The 20008-nt window shown below is 36.5% G+C and carries 13 protein-coding genes; 2 read left to right on the forward strand and 11 right to left on the reverse strand.

Annotated features, from left to right (window positions below):
* Positions 1 to 14: 14 nt before the first annotated feature.
* The 7 genes from GKZ88_RS12140 to GKZ88_RS12170 form a co-directional block, all read right to left on the reverse strand.
* A complete protein-coding gene (locus GKZ88_RS12140) occupies positions 15 to 728 on the reverse strand; it encodes a tetratricopeptide repeat protein (protein WP_155102638.1) in 714 nt (237 codons plus the stop codon).
* Between the two features lie 59 nt (positions 729 to 787).
* Positions 788 to 2017 (reverse strand): TMEM143 family protein, encoded by a 1230-nt coding sequence (locus tag GKZ88_RS12145; RefSeq protein WP_155102639.1) that lies wholly within the window; start codon positions 2015 to 2017, stop codon positions 788 to 790.
* Positions 2018 to 2348: 331 nt separating this feature from the next.
* Entirely contained in the window at positions 2349 to 2840 is a 492-nt protein-coding gene (locus GKZ88_RS12150; protein WP_155102640.1) for a hypothetical protein, read from the reverse strand.
* Positions 2841 to 2868: 28 nt separating this feature from the next.
* Positions 2869 to 3381, reverse strand: coding sequence for a hypothetical protein (locus GKZ88_RS12155; protein ID WP_155102641.1), 513 nt, complete (start codon positions 3379 to 3381; stop codon positions 2869 to 2871).
* 130 nt (positions 3382 to 3511) lie between these two features.
* Entirely contained in the window at positions 3512 to 5614 is a 2103-nt protein-coding gene (locus tag GKZ88_RS12160; RefSeq protein WP_155102642.1) for a hypothetical protein, read from the reverse strand.
* Between the two features lie 423 nt (positions 5615 to 6037).
* Positions 6038 to 10465, reverse strand: a complete 4428-nt coding sequence (locus tag GKZ88_RS22640) for a collagen-like protein (RefSeq protein WP_155102643.1) — start codon at positions 10463 to 10465, stop codon at positions 6038 to 6040.
* A 459-nt stretch (positions 10466 to 10924) separates the two neighbouring features.
* Positions 10925 to 13081, reverse strand: coding sequence for a hypothetical protein (locus tag GKZ88_RS12170; protein WP_155102644.1), 2157 nt, complete (start codon positions 13079 to 13081; stop codon positions 10925 to 10927).
* Between the two features lie 782 nt (positions 13082 to 13863).
* Between GKZ88_RS12170 and GKZ88_RS12175 the strand changes: the two genes are divergently transcribed.
* A complete protein-coding gene (locus tag GKZ88_RS12175) occupies positions 13864 to 14076 on the forward strand; it encodes a hypothetical protein (protein WP_155102645.1) in 213 nt (70 codons plus the stop codon).
* Between the two features lie 63 nt (positions 14077 to 14139).
* Positions 14140 to 15669: a SulP family inorganic anion transporter gene (locus tag GKZ88_RS12180; protein ID WP_155102646.1), complete on the forward strand. Its 1530-nt coding sequence runs from the start codon at positions 14140 to 14142 to the stop codon at positions 15667 to 15669.
* 246 nt (positions 15670 to 15915) lie between these two features.
* Here GKZ88_RS12180 and GKZ88_RS12185 read toward each other — a convergent pair whose 3' ends face one another.
* The 4 genes from GKZ88_RS12185 to secG form a co-directional block, all read right to left on the reverse strand.
* Entirely contained in the window at positions 15916 to 17118 is a 1203-nt protein-coding gene (locus GKZ88_RS12185; protein ID WP_155102647.1) for an ectonucleotide pyrophosphatase/phosphodiesterase, read from the reverse strand.
* A 417-nt stretch (positions 17119 to 17535) separates the two neighbouring features.
* Entirely contained in the window at positions 17536 to 19164 is a 1629-nt protein-coding gene (gene groL, locus GKZ88_RS12190; RefSeq protein ID WP_155102648.1) for a chaperonin GroEL, read from the reverse strand.
* An 86-nt stretch (positions 19165 to 19250) separates the two neighbouring features.
* Positions 19251 to 19526, reverse strand: coding sequence for a co-chaperone GroES (locus GKZ88_RS12195; RefSeq protein ID WP_012023920.1), 276 nt, complete (start codon positions 19524 to 19526; stop codon positions 19251 to 19253).
* Positions 19527 to 19669: 143 nt separating this feature from the next.
* Positions 19670 to 20005 (reverse strand): preprotein translocase subunit SecG, encoded by a 336-nt coding sequence (gene secG / locus GKZ88_RS12200; RefSeq protein ID WP_155102649.1) that lies wholly within the window; start codon positions 20003 to 20005, stop codon positions 19670 to 19672.
* Between the last annotated feature and the right edge of the window lie 3 nt (positions 20006 to 20008).

Genomic DNA, 20008 nt, shown 5'->3' on the forward strand with positions numbered 1-20008 from the left:
TTTTGAAAATAGGATTATTTACAGTACTTTTTTATAGCTTCCAGAACTTTAGGTTTATCTTCATCCCAATGACTTGCACTGCTCAAATCGTTGCAACCGTCTTCTTTTTGGTTTAAAGCAATTTTGCAAATACCTCTATCGTAATAGATTAAATCGACATTGCCTCTCATTCGCACAAATTTGGAATAATCGTTGAGTGCTCCTTCATAATCTTTTAAATTCTGTTTGGACTTTGCTCTTAATAAATAAGGTTCTTTTTCATCGGGATGAATTGCCTGAGCTCGAGTAAAATCTTCAATAGCACTATTGTAATCTTTTATTAGATCTTTTGCCGTTCCTCTTGACAGATAAGCATAATAGTATTCGGGATTAATCGCAATGGCTTTATCAAAATCTTCAATTGCGCCTTCGTAGTTTTTCTGCTTGCATTTTGCCGACCCTCTAAGGTGATAAACAAAATCTTTGTTATAAGAAATTTTCAAGGCTTTGTTGTAATCTTCAATTGCCGCACTATAATTTTCCAGACAAAACTTAGCCATCCCTCTGCTGTAGATGTACATATCGACATTGGGATCAAGGACAATAGCTTTGTCATAATCTTCAATCTCTCCTTTATAATCTTTGGCACTATGTTTTGTACCCCCACTAAGAAAATATTCTTTAGCTGTCTGACTATAGCCGTTTAAACTAATTAAAAACAATACTAAAGCAGTAATAATTCTGTTCATAAATTCTATTTTAAGCAATTTAGAAAAAATATCAAGATTTCTTTAAATTAAAAAACTTGCTATGCCAGATTATATTCAAAAACACTGTCCCACAATTCATCAATTTTAATTAATGCATCGTTTAGCGGAATTACGCTCCATTTTCCGTTGATCTCAATTCCAAGACCAATGCTTTTTAATTTCAATAAAGCATCGTTTACATCAAAATCTAACTCGGTTTTTAATTTTGTTTCAAACCAAGATTCTATTTGTGTATCCAGTTCTTCTGCTGTCAGTGGATGATTGCTTCGGTTTAAAAAAGAATACGCTAGGATGGTTTCTTTTAAAACTTCTTCTTCAGATGAATTTAAAAGCGAATAAAAAGCACCGCTGTTGTTTCCAAGGTTTTTGAAATACAAACTGTCTGAAAGAATTTTAGAATACCTTATTTTTTTGTTTACAAAGTTGTTGTATTGGCGGAAACAATAAATGGATAAAATTCCTAAAGCTATTAAACCCTGGTTTAGTGAAGTTTTGCTGTTTAACAGATTAATAGCTTCTCCAGTTTCATAAGCATTATACATATTAATTAAGGCCGGAATTACTTTGGCGCTCAACAATGAAATTCCACCAAAAATTCCAGGAACCCAAAGCAATAATTTATCTTTCAAAGACATTCTTGGAACTGCATTTGGGAAAATCGTTTCAAGATCATTTTTAGGAACGCGCTTAAAGATTTTCAGTGCAATAGAACCCGGGTCGATTGGCATTTTTCCTAATTTGACTTTCTTTTTAGCCAAATAATCGACATCGCTGTAATTTAGGTAAATTAAAACACGGTCGTAATATTCGATTTCGATTTCTTTTTTCCAGAAAATAAATTTTGAAACCTTTTCTTTTGCGGTATGATGACCGCGAACGTAAAGTTCATAATCTTTGAAAGCATTAAAATCAATCGATAAATTTAAGCCAATCAAGTCTGATTCTTGAAAAGCTTCATCTAAAGTTTCCTTTTCTATTCGATGATAGTTGCCTCGATCTAAAACGGTAAGGAGCGTTTCCTTAAAAACCGAAAAATCGCTTTTACCAATAAAACTTTTGCGTTCTTTTTCGCTTAAATCAGGATCGAATAGGGCGTAGTGCTGTTTGAGATTTCGGTTTAGATTAAAGGCTTCGTAATGATAATAATGTTCGATTATATCGAATAATTTTTTAAAATCATCTATTTTCTTTTGATCTTCAGAAAAAGCTGCAATTTGCTGTTCGAGTAAGAATTCCTTATTGAAGGGAATGTAATGTTCTCGTATCATATTGATTTGGGCATTAATTTTCGTGGCGTTTAGAGAACGCAAAAATACGACCAGAAATTTGATTTTTGGTAAAATAACAAAGAGAGATTTCAAATCGGTTAAATCGATTAAAAATCTCTCTTTGTAAGTTCAAAAAAAATGACATTATTTAAAATATTCCACTATCAGTAATATAATATCAAATAAAAATTATTAGAAGCAATAATACTGCTAATTAAAAAATAGAGAACACGTATTTATACCTGTTTTTGCCGAAAAAATGTTTTAAAATAAAATTGCCCTCAAAAAGTTAAATACTTTTTTGAGGGCAGTTCAAAAATAAAAAAAAAAATTATGGTGTCGTCACAGTTTTGTCTATGTCTGCTTGTTGCTGCATTTGAATTTGCTGAAGCTTATTTAGATTGTCTTTCGCAATAGCTCTTTGTTTACGAATGTTTTCATCCTTTGGCGATGTACCATTTTTTTTAAACTCAGCATCTTGATCTGCCTGAAGTTTGTTTATTTTATCATTCGTTGCATTTAAGCTATTTTCCTGTTCGGCCAATTTTCTGTTTTTTGTGTCGATATCCAACTGTTCTTTTTTAAGTTGAGAAATTCTATCATCCCACGCTTTCTGATCTTTTACAGAAGACTGGTTTTGCGATTTTTTAAATTCGATAGCTTTTTGTTCCTCTCTCAGTGCCGAAGCTCGGTCATCAATTCTTCTATGATTTTCTCTTGATCTTCTTTGACCTTCTCGATTATTATCTGCCTGTTGGGCAAAAAAGAACTGAGAACTCATCATAAAAAATAATAGTGCTAGTGTTTTTAACGTTTTATTCATCTTTTCTAGAATTTTAATTGTGTGGTATTTATTTCCAAAATGTCCATTCAGAACCATTATAGATGCATACCATTTTTTTTACGGTATCATAACAAATGGTTCCTGCCATAGGTTTTACAATGTTAAGATGTGGTGAAACTACTTTAGGAAGAATCAAAGCTTTGTTTGACGATTCTAAAACAAGTACACCATCTACACTGCTGCTCTGCGCTCCAATAACAGTTCCTTTAATTGGAGTTTCAGGCACTGAGGCCTGAATCGATAAATCAACAGCTCCAGTATGATTTGATAAATCGATCCAGCTTGTGCCATTATAATACATTACTTTTTTTAGGTTGGCATCGTATATCATAACACCGCCTGTCAGAGCTGTTCCGGTTGGTAATGTAGTTACCCATGGAAGGACAATACCTGCTTTTCCTCCAGCATTAAAATCAAGGATACCTGAACCATCCGGAGGCATATTTTTTCCGATACTTGATTGTGCATTTGCTGTTAATCCTGCAAAAACTACACAAATTGCTATAAGTATTTTTTTCATAATTATTCGTTTTTGTTTGATATTGATGAAATTATAATCAGCAATGCAATCATCAATGTTAATGTCAATATCAAAATCTGTTTTTTATATTTTATTCTTCCTTTTAATTCCGACGATTATCGGTTAAAATTTAAAAATCAGGACAGCCTTGTTGCGTCATGGCATGCCATGTTGCGCCGTTGTATAGTTTTATTACATTATTTACGGTGTCGTAAACAATCATTCCTTCAATAGGATTTGTAATAGCAGTTTCTGGCGAAGCTATTCTTGTCAATACCATACCTTTTGTTTTTGACTCTAAGATAAGGCTTCCTGCTCTTGGGTCTGATAGGTTTCGAGGTACAGCTACTCGGTCTAATGTTGATATAATGGTTTTTGTAGGTTCTGTTGTACCTGTTGTAACGGCAGGTTTGTAACAGATTGCACATGTATTATCATCAGTAACTGTTAGCGTAGCACCTGGAGATGAACAAGCATAACTTCCAGAATAATAAGTTACAGTATATACTCCTGCAACACTTACATTAGCAGGATCTGCAACCACTGTATTAGAGGCATCTTTCCACTGTATTAATGCACCTGCAGGCGGTGAAGAAGTTAAATAACTGTTCAAATTAATATTAGTTCCTGTACACTTTTTCGCTGTTGCACTGCTTAAAGTTGGTGCATTATCTCCGGCAGCACACTGAAATATAACCGCATTATTACTCTCAAAAGTACCTGGAGTAGAACCAAAATCCATTGAAATACCTATACCATTATCGACATTAGTTCCATCAACAGTATTATTAAAAACCATCCAAGGTTTCGGAGAAGATGAACCCAAGTCACTATTAGTACTGTTGTAGAAAGCAGAATAATAACCAGACCATGCAACACCTCCTTTATACTGGAAAGCTTCATATGCAGGTGCTCGTGCTACTCCCACAATTAAGTTAGGTGCAGTTCCCTTTACAAATCCTGGCCCAAAATCATCTCCATCTAAGTAAGTATCCCACCCATGTGCCAGTTGCACTTTCTCTGTATTGCCTGCTGGTATCGTTACTTTGTAATCAATAAGGAAATTGGTATCAGGAAAAGTGTAGGTGTATTTTACTTCTAAATAATAAGTTAAACCATTTTTGACTGCAGCCATTTTGATCACATCTACATAATTATTTCCGTTTTGAATATCAGACTGCTTAGTACTGCTTATAACTGTAAGTCTCTGATCAAGACTGTTTGGATACATAGTTCCACCAGCATAGGTTGTATTTCCTATAGAAAGCACTAAACCGTGTGTAGTACCGGGCACATCATAAGGCCGGGTAGTACCATTTGTTATATCTTGGCTAGGAGCATAAATCTGAAATCTACCAACACCGGGTGCATTCCATCTTCTGCGTATTTGCATATTACCTGCTCCAGATAAATTAATCCTAAGTCCGTCGGAACCATTTGCAAGCATACCACCAGCGGCATTAATTATGGTTTGTCCATAATATTCGCAGGTGCGGTTAGTCATAGTGAAACGATACAACTGTCCACTTGTAGGGCGTGCAGTAATTGGGGTTGCCAAAGTTGTAGAAGTTCCAGGGTTTGTACCAGAATTAGTAAGCCATGCCTCTACTTCAGTCGGAGTACCGTCATAATAATAAATACCAATGGCAGCGTTTGAACCTGCACTAACAGGATTTGCTGCTTGATTGTAAATATATTCGACCGTATTAGTGCTTTCGTAAATTTTCACCTGAAAACTAATTACTGGCCCTGTTGCACTATAATTCCATTTCCAGTTTTTCCATTCTGCCGTTAATACTCGGTTAGGTGCTGTACCGCTGGTTTGGTATGAGAATGCTCCTCCAACACCGCTTAAATCAGCCCACAAAGGAGATAATACTGTTGCTCCCGATGTCACAGAAGCACTTGTAGCTGAAATAGCTTGGCCAAAAGATAAAGTTCCATTAGAACTGGCGTAAAATGTGGTATAATCTGTACAACCGGCTGAAAAGGTAAACCCAATAGGCAATGCAGTACTTACTGCATCATCTACATTAATAGCAGTTACGGATGTACCACCAACGAGCGGTGTATAAGTACTGCTTTGTGACTGAAGGGTGTATGCAGCCGTGGGATTCAATTGTGTACCCTGCGCTTCCTGCGCCCTAATCTTTGCCGGAAGCCACATCATCATCGCAAAGAGAATAGAAAAATAAAATCTCGTTTTTCTAGATTTGTTAAAATTCTGTATCATTTAAAAAATATTTGAAATAGTTAATTCATTTATGTTTAAAAAAAAGAACTGCTTAGTTTGCTTGTTCTTTTAAGCGATTTGAAACGTTGTTTCTAATTGTTTTTCATTTTGATATAATTTTAAATTCTTAATGAAACTTTTGTAACTATTAGCTATGCATTCAATTGAAATCAGTAGATGTATTTTACTGTTCAAAGTGTGTATTAGTCTTATGTTTAATACAAGAGTCTGATTTAGAGTGCAAAATTAATATCGCAACAGTGATGTTTTTGCCTCTAAAAGTTTTGCTTATGGCAGAATGAGGTTAAAATTTTTTGTGTGCTTCAATAAAAATCTTTGTTCTCCTGAACCTTCGTCTCCTAAAAAAAAACAGCAGCAAATATTTTTGCTGCTGTTTATGTTTATAGAATCTTGAAATGCGGCTTATTTAATATTGTCTTTTATTAATTTTTCAAGAGAACTTATACGATCGTTCATTTCTTTCATCTCTTTTTTGTTTGCTTCAAGCTCTTTTTGCTGCTCGATAGTGTGCAGATAAAGCTCTTCAATTTTTTCAAGTGACTGTATAGAAAGATCAGTCATATTAAAGATGTATTCGCCTTTTTCGTTTCTCTTAAGATCTTTAATACTTGTTACACCTGGCAAGTGTTTGTTCTCGGTAATAAATTTCTCTACTTCATCTAAAGATTTGAATGCGTATGAAGATTTAATATCTGATTTGCCATCTAAATAATCTTCAAAAACGTAATCGGCATAGTATGAAGTAGGAGTGATGATAGAACCGTTTACAGCAAGCTTAACATTGGGGTTTGAGCTTCCAAGCATATTGTTGGTTCCAATACCTACTGTACCCATTTGATAAATGTTATCTGTATTCGCAGTTGCTTTGTTAGTACCACCTTGTACTTGCCATGGTTCAATTGCCATTGATGCGCTTGATACAGTTTTTAGAATTCCAGTTGCATCTGCTACTACTATATTATCTGTAGCCGGTGTAGCACTTGTTTGTAAACCTTCAAAACGAACTGGGTTTGCAGTACTGGTTACATGTAAAGTGTTTGTAGGAGCGGTATTGCCAATTCCAACTTTTACAGCATCTGCTCCTGTACCACCCAGTATAATACTATTGCTTTGTCCTACTTTAGCATTATAACCTATAGCGGTTGCGTTGGTCAGTGCGGCTGAAGTTGCATCTGCAGAAGCCCCAATAAAGATATTATTATTTCCTGTGGTATTTGTGTTACCTGAACTGTCTCCCAAAAATATATTATACGAACCAGTTGAATTATTGAATCCGGCATTGATACCAAAGGCATTATTGTTGGTTCCAGTAGTTGTTTTATTTAAGGCACTTGAACCGAAAGCATTATTATAGGCACCTGTAGTGGCTGATGCTAATGCTAAATAACCTGCAGCCGTATTCCAGCCACCGCCTGATCCTGTAAAACTCATCAAAGCCTTGCTGCCTATTGCTGTATTAGCATTTGATTTTGCATTAGCTAAAGCCATGTAGCCAATGGCTGTATTATCCCAATTGCTGCCTCCTGCTGTCAATGTATTTGCACCTATAGCTGTATTATCGCCTCCTGTAGCAGTAGTATTAAAAGCTGTATAACCCAAAGCCATATTAGTTGTAGTTAAACTACCAGCATTTGTATTGTTTATACGGAAGTATAGTGGAGCACTATCTGTAGTACCTATAAAATTTGCTGTAGTTGTGCCTGAATTACCAATAGTACGCCAGTTGTTTAAAAGAGAAGGATCAATTTTCTTTAAAACACCTGTTGTTGCATCAGAAACTAATATGTTATCGGCGGCGCCACCAGTTTGTAAACCCGAAAATGTTAACGTATTCGTACCGTTTGTCGTTAGCGTAGTTGGTTGTGTTAACGTACCACCTAATTGCACATTATTTGAAACTGCGGTTAAACCGTTATTTGCAGTTGTTGGAGGAACAATTGATGATGCATCCACCCATGTTGGAATTGTTCCTACAGTTTGCAATACTTGTTTGTCTGTACCGGCTGTTAAGCCAATATTTGTGTTTTTAAATGAATTGTTTACCCCATCAGAAATAGTAATTAGATTTGTACCTGTCATTGTTCCTGCACCGGTTGTTGGAGCCGGCAGACTGTTTGCTGCTACTTTATGTACATTACCACTTGCATCAGCAGTCAAAATTGATTCAGAACCTGCTCCTGCAGGCAGGTTATCTATACGTACGGTGCCATTTACTTCCAGTGTAGCCGCTGGTGTTGTAGTACCAATACCCACATTACCGTTAGGAAGAATGTTGAAACGCTTATAGTATGATCCCCCATTTGAATAACCTATATAGAAATTCATATCATGAGCTGAGGTAGAGTTATTGATTGCTCCTATACCCCAATCAGCGCCTGATCCATTGTAAGGATTAAAACTCAAAAGAGCGGTATTGCTTGTCGCATTACTAGAAGTATTTACTAATCGAAGAATACTAGTTTCAGAGGTTCCTACTGAAGCTGCAATATCGTTAGCAGAATTACTCAACATATTGATCGGATTTACGTCTCGTGCAGCGATAAGGCTTCCACCTAACACATGCAGACGGGCTGAAGCATTGGGAGTGGATGTTCCTATACCTAAGGTTCCACCACTCATAAGGCGCATTTTTTCTGTATTGTTTGTTTTTACAACCAAATCCTGAGCGTCTGTAGTACCTAAAAAGTTAGTAGAAGGAGTAGTTCCGCCATTACCAAGCAGTGTCCAAGCTTGTGTTCCTACTACAGTAGATGCATTTACCCAAGTTGGAGTTGTCCCTACAGTTTGCAATACTTGTTTGTCTGTACCAGCTGTTAAGCCAATATTTGTATTTTTAAATGAATTGTTTACTCCGTCAGAAATAGTAATTAAGTTTGTACCTGTCATTGTTCCCGCACCAGTTGTTGGAGGTGCTCCAGCAGGACCGGTTGCACCGGTTGCTCCAGTCAGTCCGATTGGTCCCTGAGCTCCAGTTGCACCAACGGCCCCAGTAAGTCCAATTGGTCCCTGCGCACCAGTTGCGCCAACAGCACCAGTAAGTCCAATTGGTCCCTGCGCACCAGTTGCTCCAACAGCACCAGTAAGTCCGATTGGTCCTTGTGCTCCGGTTGCACCAACGGCCCCAGTAAGTCCGATTGGTCCCTGCGCTCCGGTTGCACCAACAGCTCCAGTTAAACCAGTCGGCCCAATATCACCTTTTGGTCCTTGAGCTCCCGTTGCTCCAACAGCACCAGTAAGTCCAATTGGTCCCTGAGCTCCGGTTGCACCAACAGCTCCAGTTAAACCAGTCAGTCCAATGTCACCTTTTGGTCCTTGCGCACCAGTTGCTCCAACAGCACCAGTCAATCCGATTGGTCCTTGTGCTCCGGTTGCTCCAACAGCTCCAGTCAATCCGATTGGTCCTTGCGCACCAGTTGCTCCAACTGCACCAGTAAGTCCGATTGGTCCCTGAGCTCCGGTTGCCCCAACGGCTCCAGTTAAACCAGTCGGCCCAATATCACCTTTTGGCCCCTGCGCACCAGTTGCTCCAACAGTCCCAGTCAATCCGATTGGTCCTTGCGCTCCAGTTGCTCCCGTTTGACCGTCTACTCCGTTTTTTCCATCAATTCCATTTTTTCCGTCAATTCCGTTTCTTCCGTCAATTCCGTTAGCTCCAGCTGTTCCGGTTTCACCTTTGTCACCTTTGTCACCAGCTACACCAGCAATCCCTTGAGGTCCTTGCGCTCCAGTTTCACCTTTAGCACCGTCATTACCTGCGATACCTTGTGGTCCAGTTGCACCAGTTTCACCTTTGTCTCCTTTGTCTCCTTTTTCACCGGCTACACCAGCAATCCCTTGAGGTCCTTGCGCTCCAGTTTCACCTTTGGCACCGTCATTACCTGCGATACCTTGAGGCCCTTGCGCTCCAGTTTCTCCTGTTAATCCTTGAAGACCTTGAGGTCCTTGTGCTCCAGTTTCACCTTTGGCTCCGTCATTACCTGTAATACCTTGAGGTCCTTGCGCTCCAGTTTCACCTTTAGCTCCGTCAGCACCTGCAATACCTTGAGGTCCTTGCGCTCCGGTTTCACCTTTGGCACCGTCAGCACCTGCAATACCTTGAGGCCCTTGCGCTCCAGTTTCACCTTTGGCACCGTCATTACCTGCGATGCCTTGAATACCTTGAGGTCCTGTTAATTCTGTAATTGAAGTTGGATTTTTCCATACTACATTACCAGAAGCATCAACTGCTGTTGCTATATATCCTGCAGCTGGTGCTACACCATCTGTTCCTTTAGAAATAGCTAATGATGCTAAAGTAGTTTTGTCTGTTGTTTCGTCAATTGTAAAAGGAGCAGTATTTTTAAAACTGTTCCAGATTGTAAATAATCCATTGTTTTTATACAAACCAAAGTAATTTGTATTTGAACTGGATTTATCAAAAAGCTGTAAATCATTTTTAACATAGGCATTAAAAATGTTTGAGATATTTTTTTTGCTCATGTCCAAATCCATAGTAGCAATATGGTTCCCTAAATTATCTCCTAAATTAGTTCTAGGTATAATTTTCAGAACACCATTTTCATCGACAACAACGATGTCATTCGTATTTGATCCTGTCTGAAGTCCTTTTAAAGCTAATGTAAAATCTGCAGTTGTGGTTAAAACAGAAGGCTTTGTTAAAGAACCTCCTAACTGAACATTTCCGCCAAAAGCAGTTAAACCATTATCCGCCGTATTCAAGCTGTTGGGGTTAATGGTCACTTTCTTCCCATTTATAGTGACTAGCGTCTCTGTCTGGGCCATCACAAATGTTCCTTGAATTAATAATAGTATGCAAACTATCTTTTTCATCTTTTTGTTTTTTAATTTCCTTTACACTTTAACACTTCAAAGTTTTTTATAAACATTTGTAAGTGTGTCTTTAGTGGTTTGTTCTAAAAGACGTGCAAAATTAGTTCAGCATGACAGATGCTTTTTGCCCTTAAAAGTTTTCGTTATATTGAATTAGGGTAAAATGCAGTGTTAGAAGAGATGTATTGCATTGATTGTCAGTATTTAACATTTATTTTGTAGTCATTGTAGTATAAAACTTATGTTTTTAAACATGCAATACAAGGCTTCTATTGAGGGTTTTAAAAAAAAATCTTCAAATTTGTAAGAATTATAATTTTAGAAAATTAAGAACAACTTACTCCCTGTTTATTGTTCAGTTTAAGCAACAGGAAATAGAAGCAGTACAAAACAAAAACAGCAGCAAAATATTTTGCTGCTGTTTTTTATAAATAATTAAACTTTTTTAAAGAGATAAATTTATTTGCTCATTCCTTTTATTAACTTTTCAAGACTGTCAATACGATTGTTCATTTCTTTCATTGTTTTTTCATTTGCCTCAAGCTGTTTTTTCTGCTCTGTAATATTTTTGTCATTTGCTTCCAGCTGTTTTTGCTGCTCTATGGTGTGCAGATACAACTCTTCGATTTTTTCAAGCGACTGAATAGAAAGATCAGTAATATTAAAAATGTATTCGCCTTTTTCGTTTCTTTTAAGGTCTTTAATACTTGTTACACCTGGTAAGTGTTTATTTTCAGTGATGAATTTCGATACTTCATCTAAAGATTTGAAAGCATACTCTGATTTGATTTCTGATTTTCCATCTAAATAATCTTCAAAAACATAATCGGCGTAGTAGGAAGTAGGAGTGATAATCGCACCGTTTACGGCTAGCTTAACATTTGGATCTGTATTGCCTAACATATTGTTGGTACCAATGCCTACCTGACCCATTTGAAAGATATTATCTGTATTTGCAGTAGCTTTATTTGTAGTAGCTTTTATTTGCCATGGTTCAATTTGCATAGTCGAACCTGCAACTGTTTTTAAAACTCCATTTGTATCTGATACTACAACATTATCTGTTGCTGCGCCTGATTGTAATCCTGTAATGGCTAACGTATTTGAAGCAGAAGTTGAAATAGTCGTAGCTTTATTTAGATCTCCTCCAAGCTGTACTTTACTTGAAGTTACTGTTAATCCGTTATCAGCAGTAACTGGAGCAGTAGTAATTGTAGCAGGATCTGTCCATGTCACATTACCCGATGCATCTGAAACGGCTATTTTACCAGCTCCAGCACCTGTAGTAATTTGTGCTGCAGGCGTAGTTGTTTTTGTCGTAGCTGTGATATTTGCACCCGTAATTGTACCGCTTGCTGTAACGTTTGCCGCTCCGGAAATATTTTTAGAACTCATTACTAAGTCTTGTGTAGCGGTATGATTTCCTAAGTTGTCACCAAAACTTCCGGCAGCTAATTTATGCACATTTCCGCTTGCATCAGTTGTTAAAAGAGATTCAGTTGCGACACCTGCAGGTAGGTCTCCAATTTTTAAAGCTCCAGTAAAATTAAGGTTTCCGTTAGGATCCAATGTCATTTTTTTCGACCATGCACCGCCTACTGCAGTATACCATGCGTGAAATCCGCTATTTACAGAAAGAGGATTATTATTAACATCAGTTATGGCACCAGCGTAATATCCGTTACCCATATTTCCTTCTTCGGTAATTTTATTAGCTCCCGTCATTCCTAACAATAAGAATTTATCTCCATTAGCCCAGTCATCTTGTGAAAGAGGCCCGCCAGAAACACTGAATTTGTTTTTAGGACTAATAGTACCAATTCCAACATTTCCAGCCTTTTCAATTCTCATTCTTTCGATATTGTTGGTTTTTACAACCATATCTTGATTGTCTGATGTGCCTAAGAAATTAGTTCCAGGTGTAGTACCCGTATTGCCAAGTAATGCCCATGCTTGTGCCCCTACAACAGCATTCGGACTTTTCCATATTAAGTTACCTGTATTATCAGCAGCTGTTGCAATAGATCCGACTGCTGGTATTGATCCATCTGTACCTCTGAAAATGGACAAATTATTTACACCGGTTTTTCTTGTGGTTTCGTCAATCTGAAAATCATTACCACTTTTTGAATTATTCCAGATACCCAATATTCCAGCATTTTTATAGATGCTGAAATAATTAGAGTTATTTGTATCTCTGTCAGCAATTTGAAGGTCATTTTTAACATACGCATTAAAAATATTCAAGATATTCTTTTTACTCATATCTAAATCCATGGTCGCAATATGATTTCCTAAATTATCTCCGAAACTTGAATGAGATATACTTTTTAAAATTCCGTTTGCATCTACTACTAGTACATTATCAGAATTAGCTCCTGCTTGCAGTCCTTTTATTGCTAGTGTAAAAGCTGAGGTGGTGGTTAAAATGGAAGGTTGTGTTAAAGCGCCTCCAAATTGAATATTCCCGCCTGAAGCAGTTAAACCGTTATTAGCTGTAGTAAGGCTGTTTGGATTAAATGTTATTTTTTTTCCGTTTACAGTTGCAACGGTCTCAGTTTGAGCCATCAAAAATCCTGTCTGAATTAATAACAGCATACATAGTATTTTTTTCATCATCTTATAATTTAATTTAACATTCCTTTTGGTCGTTTGTAATAAAAGGTTTACAAAAGTAAAAGCATAATGAAGGCTTCTTTTGTCCCTAAAAGTTTTCGTTGTATCTAAATAGGGCAAAAATGTATATAATTACTTAAGATGCTGAATATGAAATTATACTGATGTTGGCACAAAAAAAAGCCCAAACATAAAGTTGAGCTTTTGCACTGTTGCTTTTTTAAAATTGCATTACGGATTAGTTACCTTACGGAAATTAAATTCTACAGTAAAAATTATTTGGTCGCAATATTACTATTAATTAAAATTGAGGTAATACGTATTTATAGGTGTTTTTTTGAAGGGTAAAGGCTCAGAGAGGCTAAGGAGTATAGGTTTCAAATTTTGGTCTGGAGCTAACTTTAGCGTGAGATTAAGAAGAGCAAACATCACTGCTGTCTGCTCTTCTTTTTTAAAGAAAACTATTTGGAAGTGGGTAATAACATAAAAATAAAAGTGAGATTCATAATCGCTGCCGATATGTTATCTCACTTTATGCCCCAAAATTTAGTATAAACATTCAAAGATTTTCAACCTACAGAAAAGCGATGGTGTTATTTACAATTTATTATGACACAAGTATAGTGATTAATAGGTACTTAGCACTACGTATTTATACGGGAATTTTTTGTTAATAGTTTTGAGGTTTATTATCTATTTGTGAAATTTTCTAATTGCCACATTTTCTAATTGTTTGGATAAAAGTTTTTTATTAACTTTAAGATACTCAAATCTAGATGGTTATGGTAGTGGAAGTTTTTAAAACAAATGTCCAGAAAGAGGCAGATAAAAATTATGTTATTGCTGTTATCCAGACTCAGTTTCCAGATTACAAAATTAATTTTGATCTGGAAGACTGTGATAAAATATTAAGGGTTGAAGGTATTGATCTGGAATGTGATAATATTATTGATTATGTGCATTGTCTGGGCTATACTTGTGTGAGACTGGAATAATTTATTTTTTCGTTTAAAATGCTTTGTCCTCTTTTCGGTCAATATTTTCTACATTTGCGGTCTATGAAAAAAGCATTCCAACTCTTCGATTTTACTCAAAAAGTCAATTATAAAAATGAAATTTTAGCCGGTTTAACTGTCGCGATGACCATGATTCCGGAGTCGCTGTCGTTTGCTATTTTGGCTGGATTTCCGCCTTTGGTTGGTTTGTATGCCGCTTTTATTGCTGGATTGGTAACGGCTATTTTTGGCGGAAGACCCGGAATGATTTCGGGCGGGGCAGGGGCAACGGTTATTGTTTTGATCGCCTTGATGAAATCGCACGGAATAGAATATGTTTTTGCTGCCGTAGCGCTTGGCGGAGTGGTTCAAATCTGTATCGGACTTTTTAAACTCGGGAAATTTATTCGGCTAGTGCCACAGCCCGTGATGTTTGGTTTTGTAAACGGACTGGCGGTTGTGATTTTTATGTCACAGCTGGAACAGTTTAAAACCATTGTCAACGGTCAGGTTTCTTGGCTTCAGGGAACGCCGCTGTATATTATGTTGGGATTGGTTGCACTGACAATTGCTATTGTTTTGGTTTTTCCTAAAATTACAAAAGCAGTTCCGGCTTCTTTAGTGGCCATTATGGTGGTTTTTGCTTTGGTTATTATCTTTAATATCGAAACCAAAACGGTTGAAGACATTGCTTCTGTTCAAGGCGGATTTCCTCCTTTTCATATTCCGAATATTCCTCTTTCGTTTGATACTTTTAAAATCATATTTCCGTATTCAGTAATTGTTGCAGCGGTTGGTTTGACCGAGGGTTTGCTGACACTGAATTTAGTTGATGAGATTACAGGAACACGCGGAAACAGCAATCGCGAATGTATTGCGCAGGGAAGTTCGAACATTTTAAACGGTTTTTTCTACGGAATGGGAGGGTGCCCGATGATTGCGCAGACTTTAGTAAATCTTGGAGCAGGTTCTCGTGCACGACTTTCAGGGATAATTGCTTCTTTGACCATTTTAATGATTATTCTTTTTGGAGCTCCTGTTATTGGAAAATTACCAATGGCAGCTTTGGTCGGCGTCATGATGATGGTGGCAATTACTACTTTTGAATGGGCAAGTTTCAGGATTATAAACAAAATGCCGAAACATGATATTTTTGTTGGGATTTTGGTTGCCGTGATTACAATTGTACTGCACAATCTGGCTTTGGCGGTTTTAATTGGTGTGATTATTTCGGCTTTGGTTTTTGCTTGGGAAAGCGCCAAAAGAATTCGTGCCAGACATTTTATTGATGAAAATGGTATAAAGTATTATGAGATTTACGGACCGTTATTTTTTGGGTCGGTTAGTGCTTTTATGGACAAATTTGACATTCAAAATGATCCGAATCACGTAATTATTGATTTTAAAGAAAGCCGTGTTTCTGATATGTCGGCAATTGAAGCTTTAAATAATCTGACAAAAAAATACAATCAGGAAAATAAAACCGTTGAGCTAAAACATTTAAGCGAAGACTGCAGGCAATTGCTAAAAAATGCCGATGCTGTTATTAAAGTAAATGTAATTGAAGATCCTACTTATAAAGTGGTTAGTTAATAATTGTTAATTGTTAATTGTGAATTATTAATTGTGAATTAAATTAATATACGCAAAGATTATAAAGCAACAAATCCGACGGTTTTTAAAACCTGTCGGATTTGTTGCTTTTATCTATATAGTTTGTCAGGCTGAGCGGAGTCGAAGCCCACGTTCCAATTGGAGCGCCCTTCGACTCCGCTCAGGGTGACAGTCGAGTACATTATCTAATTATCTAATTGGCACATTTTCTAATTGACAAATTATCTAATTAGCTAAAGCCGATTTTACATCGCTCAATTTTCCGTCAATGTCGCCAATTTGCAATCCTAGAATATGTGCTATTAAAGGATAAACGGAAACATTCTGAAATGTTTTGACCTTTTTATCTACTTTAAAATTTGGACCTTTTGCATAAAAAATGGCGTGCATATCTTTTTCATTGTTATCATAACCATGTGTTCCGCCTTTTACATTTTGAGATTTTTTGGTTACTAAACTCCAGCCTTTATCAGCTTCAATAACAAAATCATGCACACGGGGATTGGTTCCGTAATGCAGTCTTTTTGGGACTTCAGTTGATTTCCAAAAATGAATATGAGGCACTTTTTTCAAAGCAACTGCAATAGAATCCTGATAACCTGATTTTGCCTGAAGGCTCATAATTGGGTTAATTACATCTTTGTAACCCAGCCATTCTGGTTTTAAATAATCTAAAACCGCAACTTTTTTATCATCGCTTATGTCTGCCATTCCGTGATCTGAAACAATAATCAAATTGATTTTTTTCCCGATAGAAAGCTGATCCAATTTTCGTGATAATTCACCCATAATCGAATCCATTTTGATGACCATTTTTTTGTTTTCTGACGAAAGCGGACCAAAATTATGTCCCGTATGATCAGGTTCGTCAAAATATAAAGTAATCAAATGCGGACGCTGTTTTTCTGGAAGCTGGAGCCATTTTAAAACGGTATCAATTCGTACTTCGTACGGAATTTTATTGTCGTATTTTTTGAAGTAACTTGGATTTCTTTTATCAATATCAGAACCGGGCCAGAAGAACGAAGCTGTTTTTACACCTTGCTGTTCGGCTAAATTCCAAATTGGATTTCCGCCATAAAATCTCGAATCATTTTTTGCATCGCTTGACAATGAAAAGGATTCATTTAAAGCAGCATCATAAAAAACATTATTGATAATTCCGTGATGATCTGGATAAAGTCCGGTGACGATTGAATAGTGGTTTGGAAAAGTTTTTGTTGGGTAAGAAGGTTTCATGGATTTAGCATGAACGCCTTCTTTTTCAATCTGCTTTAGATTAGGAAGATTAAATTGTTTTTGAAAATCCCAGCGAAATCCATCCATAGAAACTAAAACGACGTAATTATCTTTATTGGTTTGGGCTTGTATAGTGAAAGAAAGTAAAAGAAAAGTGAAAGATAAAAGGCGAGTTGTGAATTTTCTCATTTTGTAATTTTAAATAGAACTGCAAAGGTAGAGATAACAGATTTTTTAAAGAAAAAGAGAATGTTAAATAAAAAAGATAGCCACGAATTCAATAGAAAGGAGAATAGCCACGAATTCACGAATTTTTACAAATGCGTTGCTTGAAAAAAGGTTTGCTATAAATTACACAGATTAAAAAGATTCCTATTTCATGTAGATTTAAGCAAATTAAGATTAATATAGATTGTAAAATTTAAATCAATCTGTCTGTGTGAAAAAATTTTGCGGTATGTAAATAAAGAAATCCTTTTAATCTGTGTAATCTAAGGCTAATAAAATTATACACAAAGATTTGAAAAAATAATTCGTGAATTCGTGGCTATCAAAAAAAAACGCCAGATTAATATCCGGCGTTTTAAGTTTTAAGAAGAGAATGAATTACATCATTCCTGGCATACCGCCACCCATTGGCATTCCGCCAGCGCTATCTTCTTTAATATCAATTAATGCACATTCTGTAGTTAAGATCATTCCGGCAACAGAAGCAGCGTTTTCAAGAGCCACACGAGTTACTTTTTTAGGATCGATAATTCCAGCTTTAAGCATATCTACATATTCGTCGGTTTTTGCATTGTATCCAAAATCGCCAGAACCTTCAGCAACTTTAGCTACAACAACAGAACCTTCAAGACCAGCATTTTCAACGATAGTTCTTAATGGAGATTCAACTGCGCGAGAAACAATCTGGATTCCAGTTGCTTCGTCAGCGTTGTCCGCTTTTAAGTCAGCTAAAGCAAGTTTAGCTCTTAATAGCGCCACACCACCACCAGCAACAATTCCTTCTTCAACAGCAGCACGAGTTGCGTGTAAAGCATCATCAACTCTGTCTTTTTTCTCTTTCATTTCAACTTCAGAAGCAGCACCAACGTAAAGAACAGCAACACCACCAGCTAATTTAGCCAAACGTTCTTGCAATTTTTCTTTATCATAATCAGATGTAGTAGTTTCCATCTGACCTTTAATTTGGTTTACTCTGTTTTTGATAATGTCAGCTTCACCAGCACCACTTACGATAGTTGTGTTGTCTTTATCGATAGAAACTCTTTTTGCAGTTCCTAACATTTCGATAGTTGTATTTTCTAGTGTATAACCTCTTTCTTCAGAAATTACAGTTCCACCAGTTAAGATTGCGATATCTTCTAACATTGCTTTTCTTCTGTCACCAAAACCTGGCGCTTTTACAGCAGCAATTTTAAGAGCTCCTCTTAATTTGTTTACTACTAAAGTAGAAAGAGCTTCTCCGTCAACATCTTCAGCAATAATCAATAATGGTTTTCCTGATTGAGCAACTGGCTCTAAAACTGGAAGTAATTCTTTTAAAGAAGATACTTTTTTGTCGTATAATAAGATGTATGGAGAGTCTAATTCAACTTCCATTTTTTCTGGATTTGTAACGAAGTAAGGAGAAAGGTATCCTCTGTCAAACTGCATTCCTTCTACAACATCCACGAAAGTATCAGTTCCTTTAGCTTCTTCAACAGTGATTACACCTTCTTTTCCAACTTTAGCGAAAGCAGTAGCAATCAACTCACCAATAACGTCGTCATTGTTTGCAGAGATAGAAGCAATTTGTTTGATTTTATCAGAATCACTTCCAACCACTTTAGCTTGTTTAGCCAAGTCAGCAACAATAGCTTCAACTGCTTTGTCGATCCCACGTTTCAAGTCCATTGGATTTGCACCTGCAGCAACGTTTTTAAGGCCTTCTTTTACGATTGCCTGAGCTAAAACTGTAGCAGTTGTAGTTCCGTCACCCGCTAAATCATTGGTTTTAGAAGCAACTTCTTTCACCATTTGCGCACCCATATTTTCTAATGGGTCTTTTAATTCGATTTCTTTTGCAACAGAAACACCATCTTTAGTAACAGTTGGTCCACCAAATGATTTCCCGATAATTACGTTACGACCTTTTGGTCCAAGAGTCACTTTTACAGCATTTGCTAATGCATCAACACCACGTTTTAAACCGTCACGTGCTTCAATATCAAATTTTATATCTTTTGCCATTTTTTTATTTTGTTTAAAGTTTGATTTGTTTCAAGTTATTGAAGTTCTCGATTTTTAATACTTCTAACTTAATACAATATGTTTTTTTAGATAATTGCAAGGATATCATCCTCACGCATAATCAAATAATCAGTTCCTTCTAATTTTAATTCTGTTCCTGCATATTTGCCATATAGAACAGTATCGCCAACTTTTACAGTCATAGTATGATCTTTAGATCCGTTTCCTACTGCAACTACAGTTCCTTTTTGTGGTTTTTCTTTGGCAGTATCTGGAATAAAAATACCTGAGGCAGTTTTCGTTTCAGCTGCAACAGGCTCAATAAGTACGCGGTCTGAAAGGGGTTTAATGTTTAATGCCATGATTTTATATTATTATTAGTTATACGTTTTTTAATGTTCAATAAACTTTCAGAAATTGTGCCATGCTCAGTAAACTGACATTTTTTCTTAAAAAAAATGCCAGCTTTGACAGGCTGGCATTAGATCTTATATCAAGCTTATAATTATTTTGCTGGTGCTGCAGGTGCAGGAGTTCCTTGTGCAGGAGCTGCAGGCGTATTTGCAGGAGCTTCTGTCTTCTCAATAATTTTAGATCCAGTATCGTTTAATGAACCTGTAAAGCTTAAGCTTGAAAGTAAAATTAAAACGATCAGAATAGTAGCTAATGTCCAAGTACTTTTATCTAAAAAGTCAGTTGTTTTTTGTACACCGCCTAACATTTGAGTTCCGCTGATAGTAGAAGATAATCCTCCTCCTTTAGGGTTCTGTACCATAATTACTACGATCAATAGAAAACAAACTATTGTGATTAAAACTAAAAAAATTGAAAATGTGCTCATTAC

Origin of the sequence: Flavobacterium sp. LC2016-01, assembly GCF_009711135.1 — a bacterium.
Classification (GTDB): Bacteria; Bacteroidota; Bacteroidia; order Flavobacteriales; family Flavobacteriaceae; genus Flavobacterium.